Origin of the sequence: Halolamina litorea (genome assembly GCF_026616205.1) — an archaeon.
Taxonomy (GTDB): domain Archaea; phylum Halobacteriota; class Halobacteria; order Halobacteriales; family Haloferacaceae; genus Halolamina; species Halolamina litorea.
Map to the genome: position 1 here is coordinate 235,449 of NZ_JANHGR010000002.1, position 13,404 is coordinate 248,852.

Here is a 13,404-nt window from a genome sequence, read left to right on the forward strand (position 1 = left end):
CGGGACCGAGTTCCGAGTATGAGCACGACCCGCTCCACGGGCTGCCCCGAGTGTGACGGCCGACTGACCGCCGACGGCGACGAGACCGTCTGTTCGAGCTGCGGGCTGATCGTCTCCACCGACCGACTCGACCGCGGCCCCGAGTGGCGGAGCTTCGACGACGACGACCGCAACCCCGCGCGCTGTGGCGCGCCGTTGACTCGTTCCCGACACGACCGCGGGCTCTCGACGGAGATCGGCCGCAGCGGCCGTGGCAAGAGCCGCAAGTGGTCGCGCCTGCGCCGTCAGCACCGGCGCACCCAGATCCGATCGAAGCGCGAGCGTAACCAAGTGTACGGCTTCACCGAGATCCGCCGGCTGATGGGCGCGCTCTCGCTTCCCGACCGTATCCGCGACCAGTCGTGTGCGCTGTTCAAGTCCGCACAGGGTGAGGACCTGCTGCGCGGCCGCTCGATCGAGGGCTTCGCCAGCGCCGCGGTGTACGCCGCCTGCCGGGTCGCGGGCATCTCGCGCACGACCGCGGAGATCGTCGACGCCGCGAAGGCGACCGCCGACGAGCACCAAGCCGCCTACGACGCGCTGAACCGCGAACTCGGCCTGCCCGTCGCCGCCGCGGACCCGGCGGAGTTCCTCGCACGGTTCGTCAGCGAACTCGACCTCGGGCAGGCGGTCCGCCGGCGCGCCCGCGACCTGGCCGAGGAGGCGGTCGAGTCGGGCCACGCCAACGGACGCAACCCCGGCGGCGTCGCTGCGGGCGCGCTCTATCTGGCGGCCAAACAGGAGGGGACGGCGGTCACACAGGACGAGGCTGCTGCGGTCGCCGACGTGACCGCGGTGACGGTTCGGACGACGTATCAGGCGCTGCGGGACTGACGACTCCCTTCGCCGCGTTCGACCCGAGCCGCCACCGCTCGGAACGCCGCCGCCGACTCGCTGTCCGGCGCGGCGTCGACGACCGGTTGCTCCTCGGTCACGGACCGCCCCACGCGCGGGTCCGCTGGTACCGATTCGACAGGCGCCCCGAGTGCGGACCTGACGGTCGGGATCGGTGGATCGTCGACCACTCGATTCAGTGTGACTCCTGCCAGCGGCGCGTCGAGTTCCCGGGCCAACCCCCGAGTCCGGAGCGCGTCGGCCAGTGCGAACGGCTCCGGTGCGGTGACGATCACGGCGACGTCGGCGACCGCCAGCGGGACACCCACGTCCGCTCGCAGTCCCGCCGGGCAGTCGATCACGACGGTTCCGTGATCCAGTTCGACCGGCGCGAGCGCCGTTCCAAGCGCCGAGACATCGGCCGCACGGGCGCCGGCCAGCGAGCGACCACAGGGGAGAAGGGTGACCGGCCCGCCGCGGACGGCCTCGCGGGGGTCGGCGCGCCCGGCGAGGACGTCGTGTAGCGTCGGCCCTGTCCCGGCCGGGAGGTTCGCCATCGAGAGGTCGCCGTCGACGACGGCGGCGTCGAGTACGGCCGCGAGGTTGTAGGCGACAGTCGACTTCCCGACGCCGCCTTTCCCCCCGGCGACGGCGACGATCACGACAGCCTCGCGAGCGCCTCGGTCGGCGGCGTCGCCGCGTCGGCGCGATCAGCCAGCCGTTCGGCGGCCGCCGCGATCGCGCGGAGTACCCGGGCGTCCGCATGGAGGCCGGCAGCGAGCGACTCGACGCCCGTGAGTCCGCCACTCGCTTCGAGCAGGGACGCCGCGGCTGGGACGCCGACGGCGCCGAGCGCTTCCGCCGTCTCGACTCGCTCCCGGTACACCGAGAGTGGGTTGGCCTCTTCCGGAATCGCCGGAGTAGGGCCGTCCGCAGCGCCCCCCGGCGGCGTGGTTCGAGTGGCGGCGGTCGTGTCGTTGGTGCCGGTCTTGTCGGTCGTGTCGGGTCCGTCGGATTCGCCACCGCTTCTCAGTACGTCGCTCGGTGGTCGGTGATCGCCGAGGGATCTGGCCGCGTCCGTCGCCGTCGCGCTCGCCCCGTCTCCCGGGGCGCCGATCGCTTCGAGCGAAACCGGTGGTGTCGCCGCCGGTGCGGGGCAGGCGTAGCCGAGCGCGGTTGTCCCCCCGGCTGGAACGACCGTGGTCACCTCCTCACGCTCCCAGCCGGCCTCCGGTACGCCGTGTCGACGTGGTGGCAGTACGGGGCCGTCGAGTCGGTTCGCCAGACGCACTCGCCGGTCGCTCGCCCGCTCGTTACGGAGCTGGACCGTCACGAGGGTCACCCCCGCCGTGGCGGTTTGTGTCCAGTCGAGATCCATCTCCGGGTGTGGTGCGCCCTCCGCCAAAAGAGGTGGCTCACACCAGTACGACGGGATCGTCCAGTGCCGCCACAGCCGCCTCGACGTCGCCGTCGAACCGTCCGGTGGCGTCGACGACCGGCGCCCGGAGGTCCGCGACCCGCGCGGCCGCCAGTGCCGCCGTGATCGGGTCGCCGTCGACTCCGAGTGGGTCGAGCGAGAGCGAGGCCGATCCGGGGACGGCCTCGACGGCGGCCGCGAACCGTTCGCTGACGGCAGTCGCCAGCGCCCGCCGGGCGTCCCGCCGGCGGTTCGCAACCCGGTCCTGTAGCCGCAGTCGCCGCTCGCGGGCCGCGCGGGCGTCGCGTGCTCGCCGCCGGGCGGCGTCGTGGGCCTGTTCGGCGGCGATCCGCTCGGTCTCGGCTTCCGAAAGTTGGCGCGTGGCGTCGTCGAGTGCGGCCGCTGCCTCGGCGGTGTCAGCGCCCAACTCCCGGCGGCTCTCCAGTCGACCCCGTGCGGCCGCGACACGCTCTCGCAGCCGGTCAACTTCGGTGCCGGCGTCGGCGAGTCGTCGCCGCGACGCCGCCGTGTCGACCGTCTCGACACGAACACGCTGCAGGTCCCGTTGGGCTGTTGCGAGTGCGCGCTCGGCCGGTGGGTGGTGGCCCCGCGAGCGTGCGGCGTCGACGATCCGATCGAGTGCCGGCGTGCCGTCGTCGGGCCGACGAAGCGACTCCCACCACCGGCGCGGTTCGGGACAGTCGACCGTGAGCGCCGGGTGGTCCCCCGTAACCGCCATCTCCACCGCGTCGGGACCGATCGGTTGGTCCCGTAGGTCCGCCCCCTGCCCCTCGGCGAGGACGGTCCCGTCGTAAACGATCCGCATCAGAGCTCCCGACTCTGCATCGCCGCTGGCTCGGGGTGGTCGGTCCCGGCGGCGAACTTCGTGTAGGGGGTGCTCGGCTGGTCGCGGTCCTCGTAGGCTTCCGCGGCTGCTCGGACCGAGTCGGGGACTGCGGCGTACTCGTTGAGTGGGGCGGTCCGTTCTACCTGCACGTCGTCGCCGTGTTTCTCCCGCAGGCGCAACGCCAGAAACGCCCCGAACTCGGTTTCGGCCAGCAGCGCGGCCCGGCCGAACCGGCGTACGACGGCCGTCTCGTGGCTCCGACAGACGTTCCGCAGGCTCGTCCGTGCCTCACGGGAGTAGGTCGCGACCAGCAGCATTTGGTTGCTGCTGAGTGCTGAGAAAATTAAGGCTTGCGTGTCCGAACGTTCCGCTCGCCGTGCTCGTCGATCTCGACGACGGCGTCCATCAGGCTCGTGATGATCTCGACGGTCTGTTCGTCGTGTGCGTCCGGGTCCATGTGGAAATGTGCCAGCGCGTCGTTGCTGGCCATCCGGCCGCCGATGATGTGGAGGAACTCGTAGGCGGTTTCGAGTTCCACGTACTGCAACAGCGCGGTCAGCGAGTCGAAACAGACCGTGGTCCGGTTGCCGTTGCCCTTCCAGTCGTTCAGGAACTCGGTGATCCGGATACCCAGCCCCGTCAGGTCGTTCGGGCTGGCGACCGTTTCGACGGGCGTCTCGGGCAGTGACGGCTCGGTCGCGCCGCCAGTGTCGGCGGCGACCGAACGCGTCGAGTCCTCGACGCTCACCATCCCCACGTTGGCGGGGCGGCCGCTGGCACGCTTCCGCCAGCGCTGGAGCTGTTTGTCGGGCGATTTGGTGTAGGAGACCCACAGCACGTTGGTCTCGGCGGCCGCGTCCGGCTGGAGCAACTCCGTACAGTCGCTCCCGTCGGCAAACGATGGTGACAGAAGCAGCACGCTGTTCGAGTCGGTCAGGCGATCAGTCGGCTCGTCGGCTGTCTGCGTTCCTGTCACGGCCGTTTCCTCGTGAGAACCGACGATGGGAACTATCAAAGGCTTTTCGGCTTCGTGGGTTCCCGACCCGCTCACAGCGCCACGACGTCGAACGTCGCCGTCTCGGCGTCGGCGTGTTCGCGGACCCGCTCCTTGGCCGTCTCGGCGTCGGCGGCGACGACGACGACGCCGTCGGCGGGCTCCTCGCCGTGGGCCCGGTAGGGTCGGCGCTCGTCGGCCTCGAACTCCGTCGCGTAGCTCTGCAGCACGGACTGGACCCGCCGCTGGGTGGTCGTCAGGTCGGCCTCGCCGTGCTCGAACGCCCGCAGCGCCTCCTCGACGTTACGCAGCGCGGAGATGTGGTCCACGTCGGTTGTCGGTGGCGCGCCCGGGACCATAACGGTTGCCGAGAACGGCTGGCGCCGTCGGTCCCGATCAGGTCGTCCGGAGGTGGCCCTGTACGGGCTCGTACAGCTCGCCCTTCTTCCGCAGGCTCTCGATCTCGCGTTCGGCCTTGTCCTCGTCCATCCCGACCTCGCCGGCGCGGTCGAGGACCTCCTCGACGGGTGCCCCTTCGTCGTACTCCTCCTCGATGTCGCTGATGAGCGCCTTGACGCTCTTGATCCGGTCACGCTGGGTCTTGCTGGTCCCCGTCTCGACAACGTCGGCGTCGAACTCCCCGGTCTCGGGGTCGACACCGATGTTCTCCAGACAGTCCCGCACGACCTCGATGACCCGATCGGCGTCCTTCTCCTCGACGCGGTCCGAGAGCCGCACCCGCGCGGAGGCCTCCGCCAGCCGCACGAGCGCCTCCAGCTTCCGGGCGGTGACGGGGACGGGGGCGTCCTCGTCGGCGCCCTTCGACCGCAAGTCGACGTAGAAGTCCTGAATCGCCGCCTCGGCCTCCTCGGTCATCGTCGGGTAGACGTTGCGCTTGGCGTAGGCGATGTACTTCCGCAGGAGTTCGGCGTCGATGTCCGGGGCGACCTCCTGGGTGACGCTCTCGACCTCCTCGGCGGTGAACTCCGAGTTCGGCACCTTCTCGCGCTGGGTGTGGAGTTCGCCTGCGTAGTTCGTCTGCAGGATGTGTTCGGCCAGCCGGCTGTCGTGGTCGGGGTCGGGCTGGTCGGTGACGGTGAAGATCAGGTCGAACCGGGAGATCAGCGCCGGTTCGAGGTCGATCTGCTCGCCGATGGGCTCGTACTGGTCGAAGCGGCCGTACTTCGGGTTCGCGGCGCCGAGCAGCGAACAGCGGCTCTTCAGGGTGGCGTTGATCCCGGCCTTCGAGACCGAGATCTTCTGCTGTTCGAGCCCCTCGTGCATCGCCGAGCGGTCCGAACTGTCCATCTTGTCGAGTTCGTCCACCGCGGCGATGCCCTTGTCGGCGAGGACGAGCGCGCCGGCCTCCAGCGTCCACTGCTGGCCGTCGCCGAAGTCGTCGCGGACCGCGGCGGCGGTCAGACCGGCCGCGGACGAACCCTTCCCTGAGGTGTACACGGATCGCGGCGCGACCTGTTCGACGTACGAAATCATCTGGGACTTACCCGTACCGGGGTCCCCGATCAGCAGCAAGTGGAGATCGCCACGGATCCGTGACCCGTCCGGGAGGTGTTTGGTGACGCCGGAGAACAGCTGGAGCACCATCGCGAGCTTCTCCTGGTCGTAGCCGTAGATCGCCGGCGCGATGGAGCCGACCATCTTCTCGTAGATCTCGGGGTCGTTCGAGAGTTCGACGATCTCGGCGATGTCCTCGTCGGTGATCTCCATCTCCTCGAACTCCTCGTCCTCCATCTCGACGGTGACGCCGTCCATGTAGAGGTCGAACAGCGCGGTCTTCTCCTGGCCCTGCGTGACCTGCTCGATGTGGAGGACGCCCGTGACGGTGACGTGGTCGCCGGCGGTGACGTTTCCGGTGATGTCGTCCTCGATGTCCACGTCGATGCTCTGGGGCGTCTCACCGCCACGAAGCCCCTCGGGGCTCTCTTGTACCCGGAGCTTCTGGGAGTCGACGAACTCCGACTGATCGTGGTTGACCGCGAATGGGCCCTGTCGCTCACAGCCCTGACACTCGTGGGGCTCCTGGAACGCGCCGTCGGTCTGGGGGATGTAGCTCATCGTTCCACAGCGCTGGCACTCGAAGGCCGCTTCGGTCACTTTGGGCCGCACGTCAGTCGCCTTCCGCACGATCCCCTGTACCGCGACCAGCGAACCGATGTGGTCGTCCTGGACGCGCAGGTCGCGGATGTCGACGGTCTGTTCGGTCGGGAGCCCGCGCAGGCGGACGTGGGCCTGCCCGAGACTCACGTCGGCCGGGAGGTCGTAGAGCCGCAGCGCCTCCTCGGCGTACTCCTGCATCTGGTCGGGCTTCGCGAGGTAATCCTCCGCGAGATCGCGGTCGAACGTGAACAGGTCGTTGTAGTCGACGTAGAGCGACCGGCGCTCGTTGGGGTACTCCTGGGCGAGGCGCCCCACCTCGTCCCGGTAGTAGTTCCGGTAGAACTGGATGAACCGCTCGGTGAGTTCCTGTTGCCCCGTCTGAGCCATCGTAGAACACCTATTGCCTTCATGGGTTAAGAGATGTCGCCTCCGCGAGAGCCCGTCGAAATCGTGATGGCTTATCAACGTTTGGGTTCCGGAGAAAGGCTTAACTACCCGGGGTCCATGGTGACTATTATCATGGCGATCAGCGGGGACGACATCCGACGACGAACCGGCTTCGAACGCCTGCTCTCGTGGTTCGACACGGACGACGAGGAAGTCGAAAACCGAGCCGCCTATCGCACGGTCGAGGACGAGTTCCTCTACTGACCGGCGTCGGCACCGCCTCGACCGAGGGCCGACAGCCCGGCTACTCGGTCCAGCCCGCTTCTCTCACCCCCAGATCGTCACGTCCGAGCCGCGCTCCTCCATCATCTCCGCCGCACGGCCGGCCCAGCCCGTGACGTGGAACCCCGTCGCCACCACGAGTGCCATCCAGACGTAGGTGGCGCCGATGCTGACGTAGGCTCCCAGCGGCCCCCAGCCGAGGACCACGCCGAGCAGGTAGGTCAGCCCCAACTGGAGCCCGAACACGCCGCTCGTCCGCGCGACGAACGGGATACGCGTCTCGCTTGCGCCCTGTAGCCCGCCCGAGAGCACGGAGAACACCACCAGCGCCGCCCCGCAGATCCCGTACACCTGTGCGAACGCGACGGCGTAGTCGACCGTCTCGGGGTTGCTCGTGAACAGCGAGACGAACGCGTCGGCGGCGAACACGAGGCCGACGCCGATGCTGCCGACGCTGACCAGTCCCAGCCCCGCGACGGCCCACCCCCCGAAGCGCGCGCCCTCGGCGTCACCCTCCCCCAGCCGCTGGCCGACGACGACGCTCGCGGCGACGTTGTACCCCCGGGAGAGCGGCCCCGTCACCTGCTGGTACATCCGGCGGCCGATCTGGAAGCCGGCGTTGACCGGCTGGCCGAAGCCGAGCAGGATGGCGTTGAACGGGAACTCCGCGATCGTCGAGGCGAACCCCTCGGCGACCTTCGGCGCGCTGACGGCCACCAACTGCCGGGCGATCACGAAGTCAGTCGGCCACGAGAACGAGGCGCTCGACCGCCCCGTGGCGATCGCCAGACAGAGCATCACGGCGGTGAACACGTTCGCGACCGCGGTGGCGACGCCGACGCCGACGATCTCCAGTCGGGGGATCCCCAGCGGCGCGTAGCCGAAGCCGAGCGCGACGCTCCCGACGATGTTCATGCCGTTGGCGACGACGTTGACGTACATCGGCGTCCGGGTGTCGCCGGTGCCCTGCAGCGCCCGCGCGGCGATGAGTGCGACGTGGCGCGCGGGGGCGGTGGCGAAGATGATCGCGAGGTACGTCGAGCCGAGATCGACCACCCGATCGAGGTTCTCGACGCTCTGACCCGCGCCGAACACCCGGATCGCGGGCTCGCTCAGGAACGCACCCAGCAGCATGAACGGCACGCCCAGCAGCGCACCGAGCAGGATCCCCTGCGTGATCGCCTCGTCGCGGTTGGCGTCGGCGTCGGCGCCGCTGTCCTGCGAGGAGAGCGCGATTGTGCCGCCCCCGAGGCCGAGGCCGATCCGAAGCGGCATCCGGGCGTAGAGGTCCGCCAGCCCGATGGCGACGACGCTCGCGGGGTTGAACGTCGCGGTGACGATGACGTCGACGGTCCGCATCAGCGTTCGGAACGTCTGCTCGGCCATCACCGGCCACGCCAGCGCGATCACCCGCTTCCAGACCGCATGGACGCGGGGCCAGTCCATGCCCAGTGCTCTCACGGCACGGGCTTGACGATGGCGGAAGCGGGGCGGGCAGTCGGTGGCGTTTTGCCCCGGCGCGCTGAACGCTCTCGCGTGCCCGACGAGGACTGGCGCGATACGCTCGCCGACGCGGGGGAACTCACCCCGCAGGTAGTGACCGCCATCCTCGACGCCCACGGCGACCGGGGGTCTCGGGCCATCGAGGCCGTCTCTGAGGGCCGTGTCAAGGAGTACCGTGACTTCACCGTCGTCGTCGGCCACGAGGACGAGTACGTCGTCGAGGACGGCTCCTGTACCTGCGCGGACTCGGCGTACAACCTCGACAGGGAGGCGGGCGAGCGCTGTTGGCACGCCCTCGCGGTCGACATCGCCCGACGCGTCGGTGCCGTCGACCACCACGATATGTGGTACTCCGAGGTCCGGGAGTTCATCTGAGGCGCCGAGCGCGGAGTTACGCGGCCGTCCGGGAGTCAGAAACGTTTAGAGCGTCGGCTATCTAGGTTCCTGTATGCCGGACTGTCCGCTCGCCGACGACTGCCCCAGTTTCAACGAGCGAATCGATGGGATGGGCTGTCAGCACTACGGCGACAAAGGGGGTGCCGAGTGGTGCAACCATTACGATATGCCCATCAACGAGCTCAAGGAGCAGCCGGTCAAGCCCGGCGAGGAAGTCGTCGTCGAGGTCACGGACATCCACGAGAGCGGTGCCGGCGTGGGCCGCACCGAAGACGGGTTCATCGTCATGGTCGACGGACTCCTGCCCGAGTGTCGGGCCCGGGTCCGCATCGACCAGGTGATGTCGAACCACGCGAAGGCGGTCAAGGTCATCGAGAAGATGCCCCTCGAACCGGAGGCCGACGAAGACGAGGCGGCCGACGACGGTGACGACGCCGCCGACGCCGAGGCGGAGGAAGACGAAGACGACGACGACGGGCGCGGCCGACCCACCCGGGACCGCGAGCGACTCGGCTCCCGAGACAACTTCTGGGGCGGCGACGGCGCCTGAGCCGGGCGGACCGGGCGTACCTACTTTGTGCTGCAGTGTAACCCGTCTCGTGATGCCTGAAGAACAGCTTTTCAAGGCCGAGGAGGTCCTGCCCCGTGCGGAGATCGCCGACGCGCTCGTCGCCGCCGCCGAACAGATCGAGACGGGAACCGTCGAGTTGGAGAGCGAGACGGCGTCACACACGGTCGCCGTCCCGGAGAGCCCGCGCTTCGAGGTCGAACTCGAGCGGCTCACCGACTCCGAGACCGGGGAGGCGCGCTACGAACTCGAGTACGAGGTCCGGTGGACCCAGTGATCCACCCCGAACTGTAGGTTTTTCAGCGCCCAGCGCCCACGAGGTCCCATGAACGACGGCGACGCGGCGGGCGAGGGGAGCGCTGGGGGCGGTGGGGGCACCGCCGACACGGACCCCGAGTCGGACGGCACCGTCACGGCCGACGAACTGCTCGCACGGGCGGGGTTCGACGCCGCGAACAACGTCCTCACACACCGACAGGCGGAGGTACTCGCGCTCCGGGAGCGCGGGCTCCGCCAGTCCGACATCGCCGACCGACTCGGCACCTCACGCGCCAACGTCTCCAGCGTCGAAGCCAGCGCCCGCGAGAACGTCCGGAAGGCCCGCGAGACGGTCTCGTTCGCGGAGGCGCTCTCCGCACCGGTCCGGGTCCGGGTCGCCGCCAACACGGACCTCTACGACGTGCCCGAGCAGGTGTACGAGGCCTGCGACGAGGCGGGCGTGAAGGTGGGCTACGCCGCCCCGGAGCTGATGAAGATCGTCGGCGACGCCGCCGGCGACGCCGTCCACGGGCGCGAAGTGCGCGAGGAACTCCTGGTCGGCGTCACCAGCGACGGACAGGTGCGGGTGCGCCGCACCCACGACGACTAGAACGACCCTTCTTCGGACAGCAGCGAGACTAACTCCCGCACGCGCTGGGCCTCGCCTTTCGGCACCACCAACACGCGGTCGTCGTAGGCGACGACGGCGAGCCCCGAGACGCCGACCAGCGAGACGTGTTTGTCGTCGCTCACTACGACGTTGTCCGCGGCGTCAATGGTCAGGTGGTCGCCGGCCGTGACGTTGCCGTCGCCGTCCGGCTCCAGCACGCGGTCGAGGGCGTCCCACGACCCCAAGTCGTCCCACGCGAACGCGGCGTCCACCACCGCAACCTCGTCGGCGCGTTCGAGTACCGCGTAGTCCACCGACACCGGGTCGACGGCGTCGAACCCCGCCGCCGGGTCGCCCGCGTCCAACGCTTCGACCAGCGGCCCCAGCGGCGACTCCGCGGCGGCGTCGAGGAACGCCGCGGGGGTCCACGCGAACATGCCGCTGTTCCAGCGATAGCCCGCCTCGACGTACTCCCGGGCGGTCTCCGCGTCGGGTTTCTCGTGGAACGCCCCGACCTCGTGGAAGTCGTCGCCGGCGGCCGTCCGCGCGGTGCCCGGCTCGATGTAGCCGTAGCCAGTCTCGGGCCGTTCCGGCGCGACCCCGAAGGTGACGAGGCGATCCGTCTCGCGGGCCACCCGTGCGCCTGCAGCCATGGTCCCGCGGAACGCGTCGTCGTCGCCGACGTAGTGGTCGCTGGGGAGTGCGACGATCACGGCGTCGTCACCGTACGCCTCGCGGAGCCGGTGGGTCGCGTAGGTCAGCGCCGGCCCGGTGTCCTTGCCGTCCGGCTCGACCAGCACGTCAGCCCCGGGAGCGTGGTCGCCGATCTCGTCGGCGAACCGGGGCCGGGTGGCGACGACGACCTCGTCGGCGAAATCGGCGCGCTCGACGGTCCGGGCGAGCAGGGACTCCTCGCCACCGATCGGGAGGAACTGTTTGGGGCGGTCGGCGCGGCTGGCCGGGTAGAGCCGGGAGCCGATGCCGCCCGCGAGCACGAGTGCGACGGTGGTCTCGTCGCCGCTCACCACGTCTCGACGACCCCCTCGCGGATGTCCTCCGCACAGCCCCGGCAGTCGGGGTGGTCGGCGTCGAAACAGGCCGGCCGCCCCTTCCCGTCGATCCGGGCCGCGCGGCGCTCGGCGTAGCGCCGGCAGACGATCTTCGCCCGGCCGTGCTCGTCGCTCGGCAGGTCGAACTCCGCTGGCGCCCGCCCCTCGCGGTAGGCCTCGCGGGCCTCCTCGAACTGCTTGCCCGCGCTCCGGAGTTTGGTCCGGATGAACCGTTCGAGCCGCTCGTCCATAGTCGACCGTGGGAGCGCCGCCCCCAAAGAGGCGTCGGGCGTCGTTGGCCGAACGGCTCCAGCGGCCCGACCGCCGCCGTCTCCCGCGGGGGCGTCGCAGTCTGGCGGTTTTCAGTTCCGCCGCGCCGGCGGAACGTTAAATACTGTTAGGAACCAATCCCCGTGTGCCTCCCGACGAAACACAGGCGGAGGCAGGCAACCCATGAGCGAGTTAGAGACACACGCAGCGGAGATCACCGAACAGTTCTCGGACCATCTCGACGTAACCGAGGCCGACGTACAGGAGCGACTGGAGACGCTCGTCAACGAGTACCGCGTCCCCCTGGAGGAGGCGCGCCGGAGCGTCGTCAGCCACTACCTTGACGAGGCCGACCTCGAACGCGACGAACTCGGCAGCGGCGACAGCGAACTCACCCTGCTGGGCGACATCGACGAGGACGAACAGTGGGTCGACCTCGAAGTCAAGGTCGCCGACCTCTGGGAGCCCGGCCACGAGTCCATCGCGCAGGTGGGCCTGCTGGGCGACGAGAGCGGGACGATGAAGTTCGTCGCCTTCGACACCTCGGACCTCCCCGAACTTGAGGAAGGCACGAGCTACGCCCTCTCGAACGTCGTCACCGACGAGTACGAGGGGAGCTTCTCGGTCAAACTCAACAAGACCACGACGATCACCGAACTCGACGAGGAGATCGAGGTCGGCGACGACGCCATCACCGTCGAGGGCGCGCTCGTCGACGTACAGTCGGGCTCGGGCCTGATCAAGCGCTGTCCCGAGGACGACTGCACGCGCGTGCTCCAGAACGGCCGCTGTTCGGAGCACGGGCAGGTCGACGGCGAGTTCGACCTCCGGATCAAGGCCGTCCTCGACGACGGCAACGAGGTCCGCGAGGTCATCTTCGACAAGGAGACCACCGAGGAACTGACCGGGATCGACCTCGAGGAAGCCAAACAGATGGCCACCGACGCCCTCGACACGACCGTCGTCGTCGAGGAGATGCAGGGCGACCTGCTGGGCCACTACTTCGAAGTCTCTGGCCCCGTCTTCGGACGCTACGTGCTCGTCGACGAGTTCGAGCGCCTCGACACGCCGGCCGATCCGGAGAGCGTGCTGATCAAAGCGAGGTCGATCTAAATGTCCAACAACGCCCCCATGCGCGAAGTCGCCCGCCGCGTCTTCGCCGCCGAGTTCAACGACGCCAGCCATACGTTCAAGGAGTCCGACGACGAGCGCGCCCCAGCCTACCAACTCCTCCCGACGGGGGAGAAGGCCAACCGCGTGTTCTTCGTCGGCACCCTGACCGAGAAGGAGGACATCGGCGAGGACAACGAGTACTGGCGCGGTCGTATCGTCGACCCGACGGGGACGTTCTTCGTCTACGCCGGCCAGTACCAGCCCGAGGCCGCCTCCACGCTGCGTGATCTCGAACCGCCCGCCTACGTCGCCGTCGTCGGCAAACCCCGAACCTACGAGACCGACGACGGCACGGTGAACGTCTCGGTTCGCCCCGAGTCGATCACCGTCGTCGACGCCGCGACCCGGGACCGCTGGGTCGTCGAAACCGCCGAGCGAACGGTCGAGCGCGTCGCCGCATTCGACGACGAAGGGAACGAGTACGCCCGGATGGCCGCGGACCGCTACGACGACCTCGACCCCGACAACTACCGCGAGTCCGCCATCGAGGCGCTCCGGAGCATGGACGGCGCCGAGGCCGCCGACGAGGAAGAGGCCGAACCGACGCCGTAGTCGGCTTCGCCCCCTCACCAGCGGACCGGCCGACCCCGGACTCGCCTTTTTGACGACCGAGGCGCTAAGTAGCAGCGCACGCGAACGGTTCGCATGACCGGACGCTC

At 69.4% G+C, this 13,404-nt stretch carries 18 protein-coding genes; 8 read left to right on the forward strand and 10 right to left on the reverse strand.

From position 1 onward, the window contains the following. The first annotated feature begins 18 nt into the window (after nt 1–18). Nucleotides 19–873, forward strand: coding sequence for a transcription initiation factor IIB (locus NO998_RS12075; protein ID WP_267647465.1), 855 nt, complete (start codon nt 19–21; stop codon nt 871–873). Here the strand turns inward: NO998_RS12075 and NO998_RS12080 are convergent. The 7 genes from NO998_RS12080 to NO998_RS12110 form a co-directional block, all read right to left on the reverse strand. Then, on the reverse strand, nt 855–1,535 hold the full coding sequence (locus NO998_RS12080) for a P-loop NTPase (RefSeq protein ID WP_267647467.1): 681 nt from the start codon (nt 1,533–1,535) through the stop codon (nt 855–857). The genes NO998_RS12075 and NO998_RS12080 overlap by 19 nt on opposite strands. Next, entirely contained in the window at nt 1,532–2,251 is a 720-nt protein-coding gene (locus NO998_RS12085; protein ID WP_267647469.1) for a DUF7857 domain-containing protein, read from the reverse strand. The genes NO998_RS12080 and NO998_RS12085 overlap by 4 nt, the downstream gene beginning before the upstream one ends. A 37-nt stretch (nt 2,252–2,288) precedes the next feature. Next, nucleotides 2,289–3,116 (reverse strand): DUF7856 family protein, encoded by an 828-nt coding sequence (locus NO998_RS12090; RefSeq protein ID WP_267647470.1) that lies wholly within the window; start codon nt 3,114–3,116, stop codon nt 2,289–2,291. Then, nucleotides 3,116–3,454, reverse strand: coding sequence for a DUF7855 family protein (locus tag NO998_RS12095; RefSeq protein WP_267647471.1), 339 nt, complete (start codon nt 3,452–3,454; stop codon nt 3,116–3,118). Before NO998_RS12095 ends, NO998_RS12090 begins: the two co-directional genes overlap by 1 nt. 26 nt (nt 3,455–3,480) lie before the next feature. Further along, on the reverse strand, nt 3,481–4,113 hold the full coding sequence (locus NO998_RS12100) for a DUF7504 family protein (RefSeq protein WP_267647472.1): 633 nt from the start codon (nt 4,111–4,113) through the stop codon (nt 3,481–3,483). 71 nt (nt 4,114–4,184) lie between these two features. Next, nucleotides 4,185–4,460 (reverse strand): DUF7854 family protein, encoded by a 276-nt coding sequence (locus tag NO998_RS12105; protein ID WP_267647473.1) that lies wholly within the window; start codon nt 4,458–4,460, stop codon nt 4,185–4,187. 67 nt (nt 4,461–4,527) lie between these two features. After that, entirely contained in the window at nt 4,528–6,636 is a 2,109-nt protein-coding gene (locus NO998_RS12110) for a minichromosome maintenance protein MCM (RefSeq protein ID WP_267647474.1), read from the reverse strand. A gap of 132 nt (nt 6,637–6,768) precedes the next feature. On the opposite strand from NO998_RS12110, the gene NO998_RS12115 reads away from it, so the two are divergent. Further along, a complete protein-coding gene (locus tag NO998_RS12115; RefSeq protein ID WP_267647475.1) occupies nt 6,769–6,900 on the forward strand; it encodes a hypothetical protein in 132 nt (43 codons plus the stop codon). Nucleotides 6,901–6,963: 63 nt separating this feature from the next. On the opposite strand, the gene NO998_RS12120 is transcribed toward NO998_RS12115, so the two are convergent. Beyond that, nucleotides 6,964–8,364 (reverse strand): MATE family efflux transporter, encoded by a 1,401-nt coding sequence (locus tag NO998_RS12120; protein WP_267647476.1) that lies wholly within the window; start codon nt 8,362–8,364, stop codon nt 6,964–6,966. A 90-nt stretch (nt 8,365–8,454) separates the two neighbouring features. Here NO998_RS12120 and NO998_RS12125 point away from each other — a divergent pair, with 90 nt between their 5' ends. The 4 genes from NO998_RS12125 (at nt 8,455) to NO998_RS12140 (ending at nt 10,253) form a co-directional block, all read left to right on the forward strand. After that, nucleotides 8,455–8,796: an SWIM zinc finger family protein gene (locus tag NO998_RS12125; RefSeq protein WP_267647477.1), complete on the forward strand. Its 342-nt coding sequence runs from the start codon at nt 8,455–8,457 to the stop codon at nt 8,794–8,796. A gap of 73 nt (nt 8,797–8,869) precedes the next feature. Continuing rightward, nucleotides 8,870–9,367: a TRAM domain-containing protein gene (locus NO998_RS12130; protein ID WP_267647478.1), complete on the forward strand. Its 498-nt coding sequence runs from the start codon at nt 8,870–8,872 to the stop codon at nt 9,365–9,367. A 52-nt stretch (nt 9,368–9,419) separates the two neighbouring features. After that, nucleotides 9,420–9,662 carry an amphi-Trp domain-containing protein gene (locus NO998_RS12135; RefSeq protein WP_267647479.1) on the forward strand — a complete coding sequence of 81 codons (243 nt, stop codon included), beginning with the start codon at nt 9,420–9,422 and terminating at the stop codon, nt 9,660–9,662. Nucleotides 9,663–9,710: 48 nt separating this feature from the next. Continuing rightward, nucleotides 9,711–10,253, forward strand: a complete 543-nt coding sequence (locus tag NO998_RS12140; protein ID WP_267647480.1) for a Tfx family DNA-binding protein — start codon at nt 9,711–9,713, stop codon at nt 10,251–10,253. Here the strand turns inward: NO998_RS12140 and NO998_RS12145 are convergent. Both NO998_RS12145 and NO998_RS12150 read right to left on the reverse strand, forming a co-directional pair. Next, a complete protein-coding gene (locus NO998_RS12145; protein WP_267647481.1) occupies nt 10,250–11,281 on the reverse strand; it encodes a mannose-1-phosphate guanylyltransferase in 1,032 nt (343 codons plus the stop codon). The two genes, NO998_RS12140 and NO998_RS12145, sit on opposite strands and share 4 nt — an antisense overlap. After that, nucleotides 11,275–11,553: a DUF7091 family protein gene (locus NO998_RS12150; RefSeq protein ID WP_267647482.1), complete on the reverse strand. Its 279-nt coding sequence runs from the start codon at nt 11,551–11,553 to the stop codon at nt 11,275–11,277. Before NO998_RS12150 ends, NO998_RS12145 begins: the two co-directional genes overlap by 7 nt. 202 nt (nt 11,554–11,755) lie before the next feature. Here NO998_RS12150 and NO998_RS12155 point away from each other — a divergent pair, with 202 nt between their 5' ends. Beyond that, a complete protein-coding gene (locus NO998_RS12155) occupies nt 11,756–12,685 on the forward strand; it encodes a replication factor A (protein WP_267647483.1) in 930 nt (309 codons plus the stop codon). After that, nucleotides 12,686–13,297 (forward strand): RPA family protein, encoded by a 612-nt coding sequence (locus NO998_RS12160; RefSeq protein WP_267647484.1) that lies wholly within the window; start codon nt 12,686–12,688, stop codon nt 13,295–13,297. It begins immediately after the preceding gene. Nucleotides 13,298–13,404 lie beyond the last annotated feature (107 nt).

Excerpts from the sequence above, each read along its gene's own strand:
- NO998_RS12075 (WP_267647465.1), top strand. The coding sequence starts at position 19 with ATGAGCACGACCCGCTCCACGGGCTGCCCCGAGTGTGACGGCCGACTG.
- NO998_RS12085 (WP_267647469.1), bottom strand. The coding sequence starts at position 2,251 with ATGGATCTCGACTGGACACAAACCGCCACGGCGGGGGTGACCCTCGTG.
- NO998_RS12090 (WP_267647470.1), bottom strand. The coding sequence starts at position 3,116 with ATGCGGATCGTTTACGACGGGACCGTCCTCGCCGAGGGGCAGGGGGCG.
- NO998_RS12095 (WP_267647471.1), bottom strand. The coding sequence starts at position 3,454 with ATGCTGCTGGTCGCGACCTACTCCCGTGAGGCACGGACGAGCCTGCGG.
- NO998_RS12110 (WP_267647474.1), bottom strand. The coding sequence starts at position 6,636 with ATGGCTCAGACGGGGCAACAGGAACTCACCGAGCGGTTCATCCAGTTC.
- NO998_RS12115 (WP_267647475.1), top strand. The coding sequence starts at position 6,769 with ATGGCGATCAGCGGGGACGACATCCGACGACGAACCGGCTTCGAACGC.
- NO998_RS12120 (WP_267647476.1), bottom strand. The coding sequence starts at position 8,364 with ATGGACTGGCCCCGCGTCCATGCGGTCTGGAAGCGGGTGATCGCGCTG.
- NO998_RS12130 (WP_267647478.1), top strand. The coding sequence starts at position 8,870 with ATGCCGGACTGTCCGCTCGCCGACGACTGCCCCAGTTTCAACGAGCGA.
- NO998_RS12135 (WP_267647479.1), top strand. The coding sequence starts at position 9,420 with ATGCCTGAAGAACAGCTTTTCAAGGCCGAGGAGGTCCTGCCCCGTGCG.
- NO998_RS12140 (WP_267647480.1), top strand. The coding sequence starts at position 9,711 with ATGAACGACGGCGACGCGGCGGGCGAGGGGAGCGCTGGGGGCGGTGGG.
- NO998_RS12150 (WP_267647482.1), bottom strand. The coding sequence starts at position 11,553 with ATGGACGAGCGGCTCGAACGGTTCATCCGGACCAAACTCCGGAGCGCG.
- NO998_RS12155 (WP_267647483.1), top strand. The coding sequence starts at position 11,756 with ATGAGCGAGTTAGAGACACACGCAGCGGAGATCACCGAACAGTTCTCG.
- NO998_RS12160 (WP_267647484.1), top strand. The coding sequence starts at position 12,686 with ATGTCCAACAACGCCCCCATGCGCGAAGTCGCCCGCCGCGTCTTCGCC.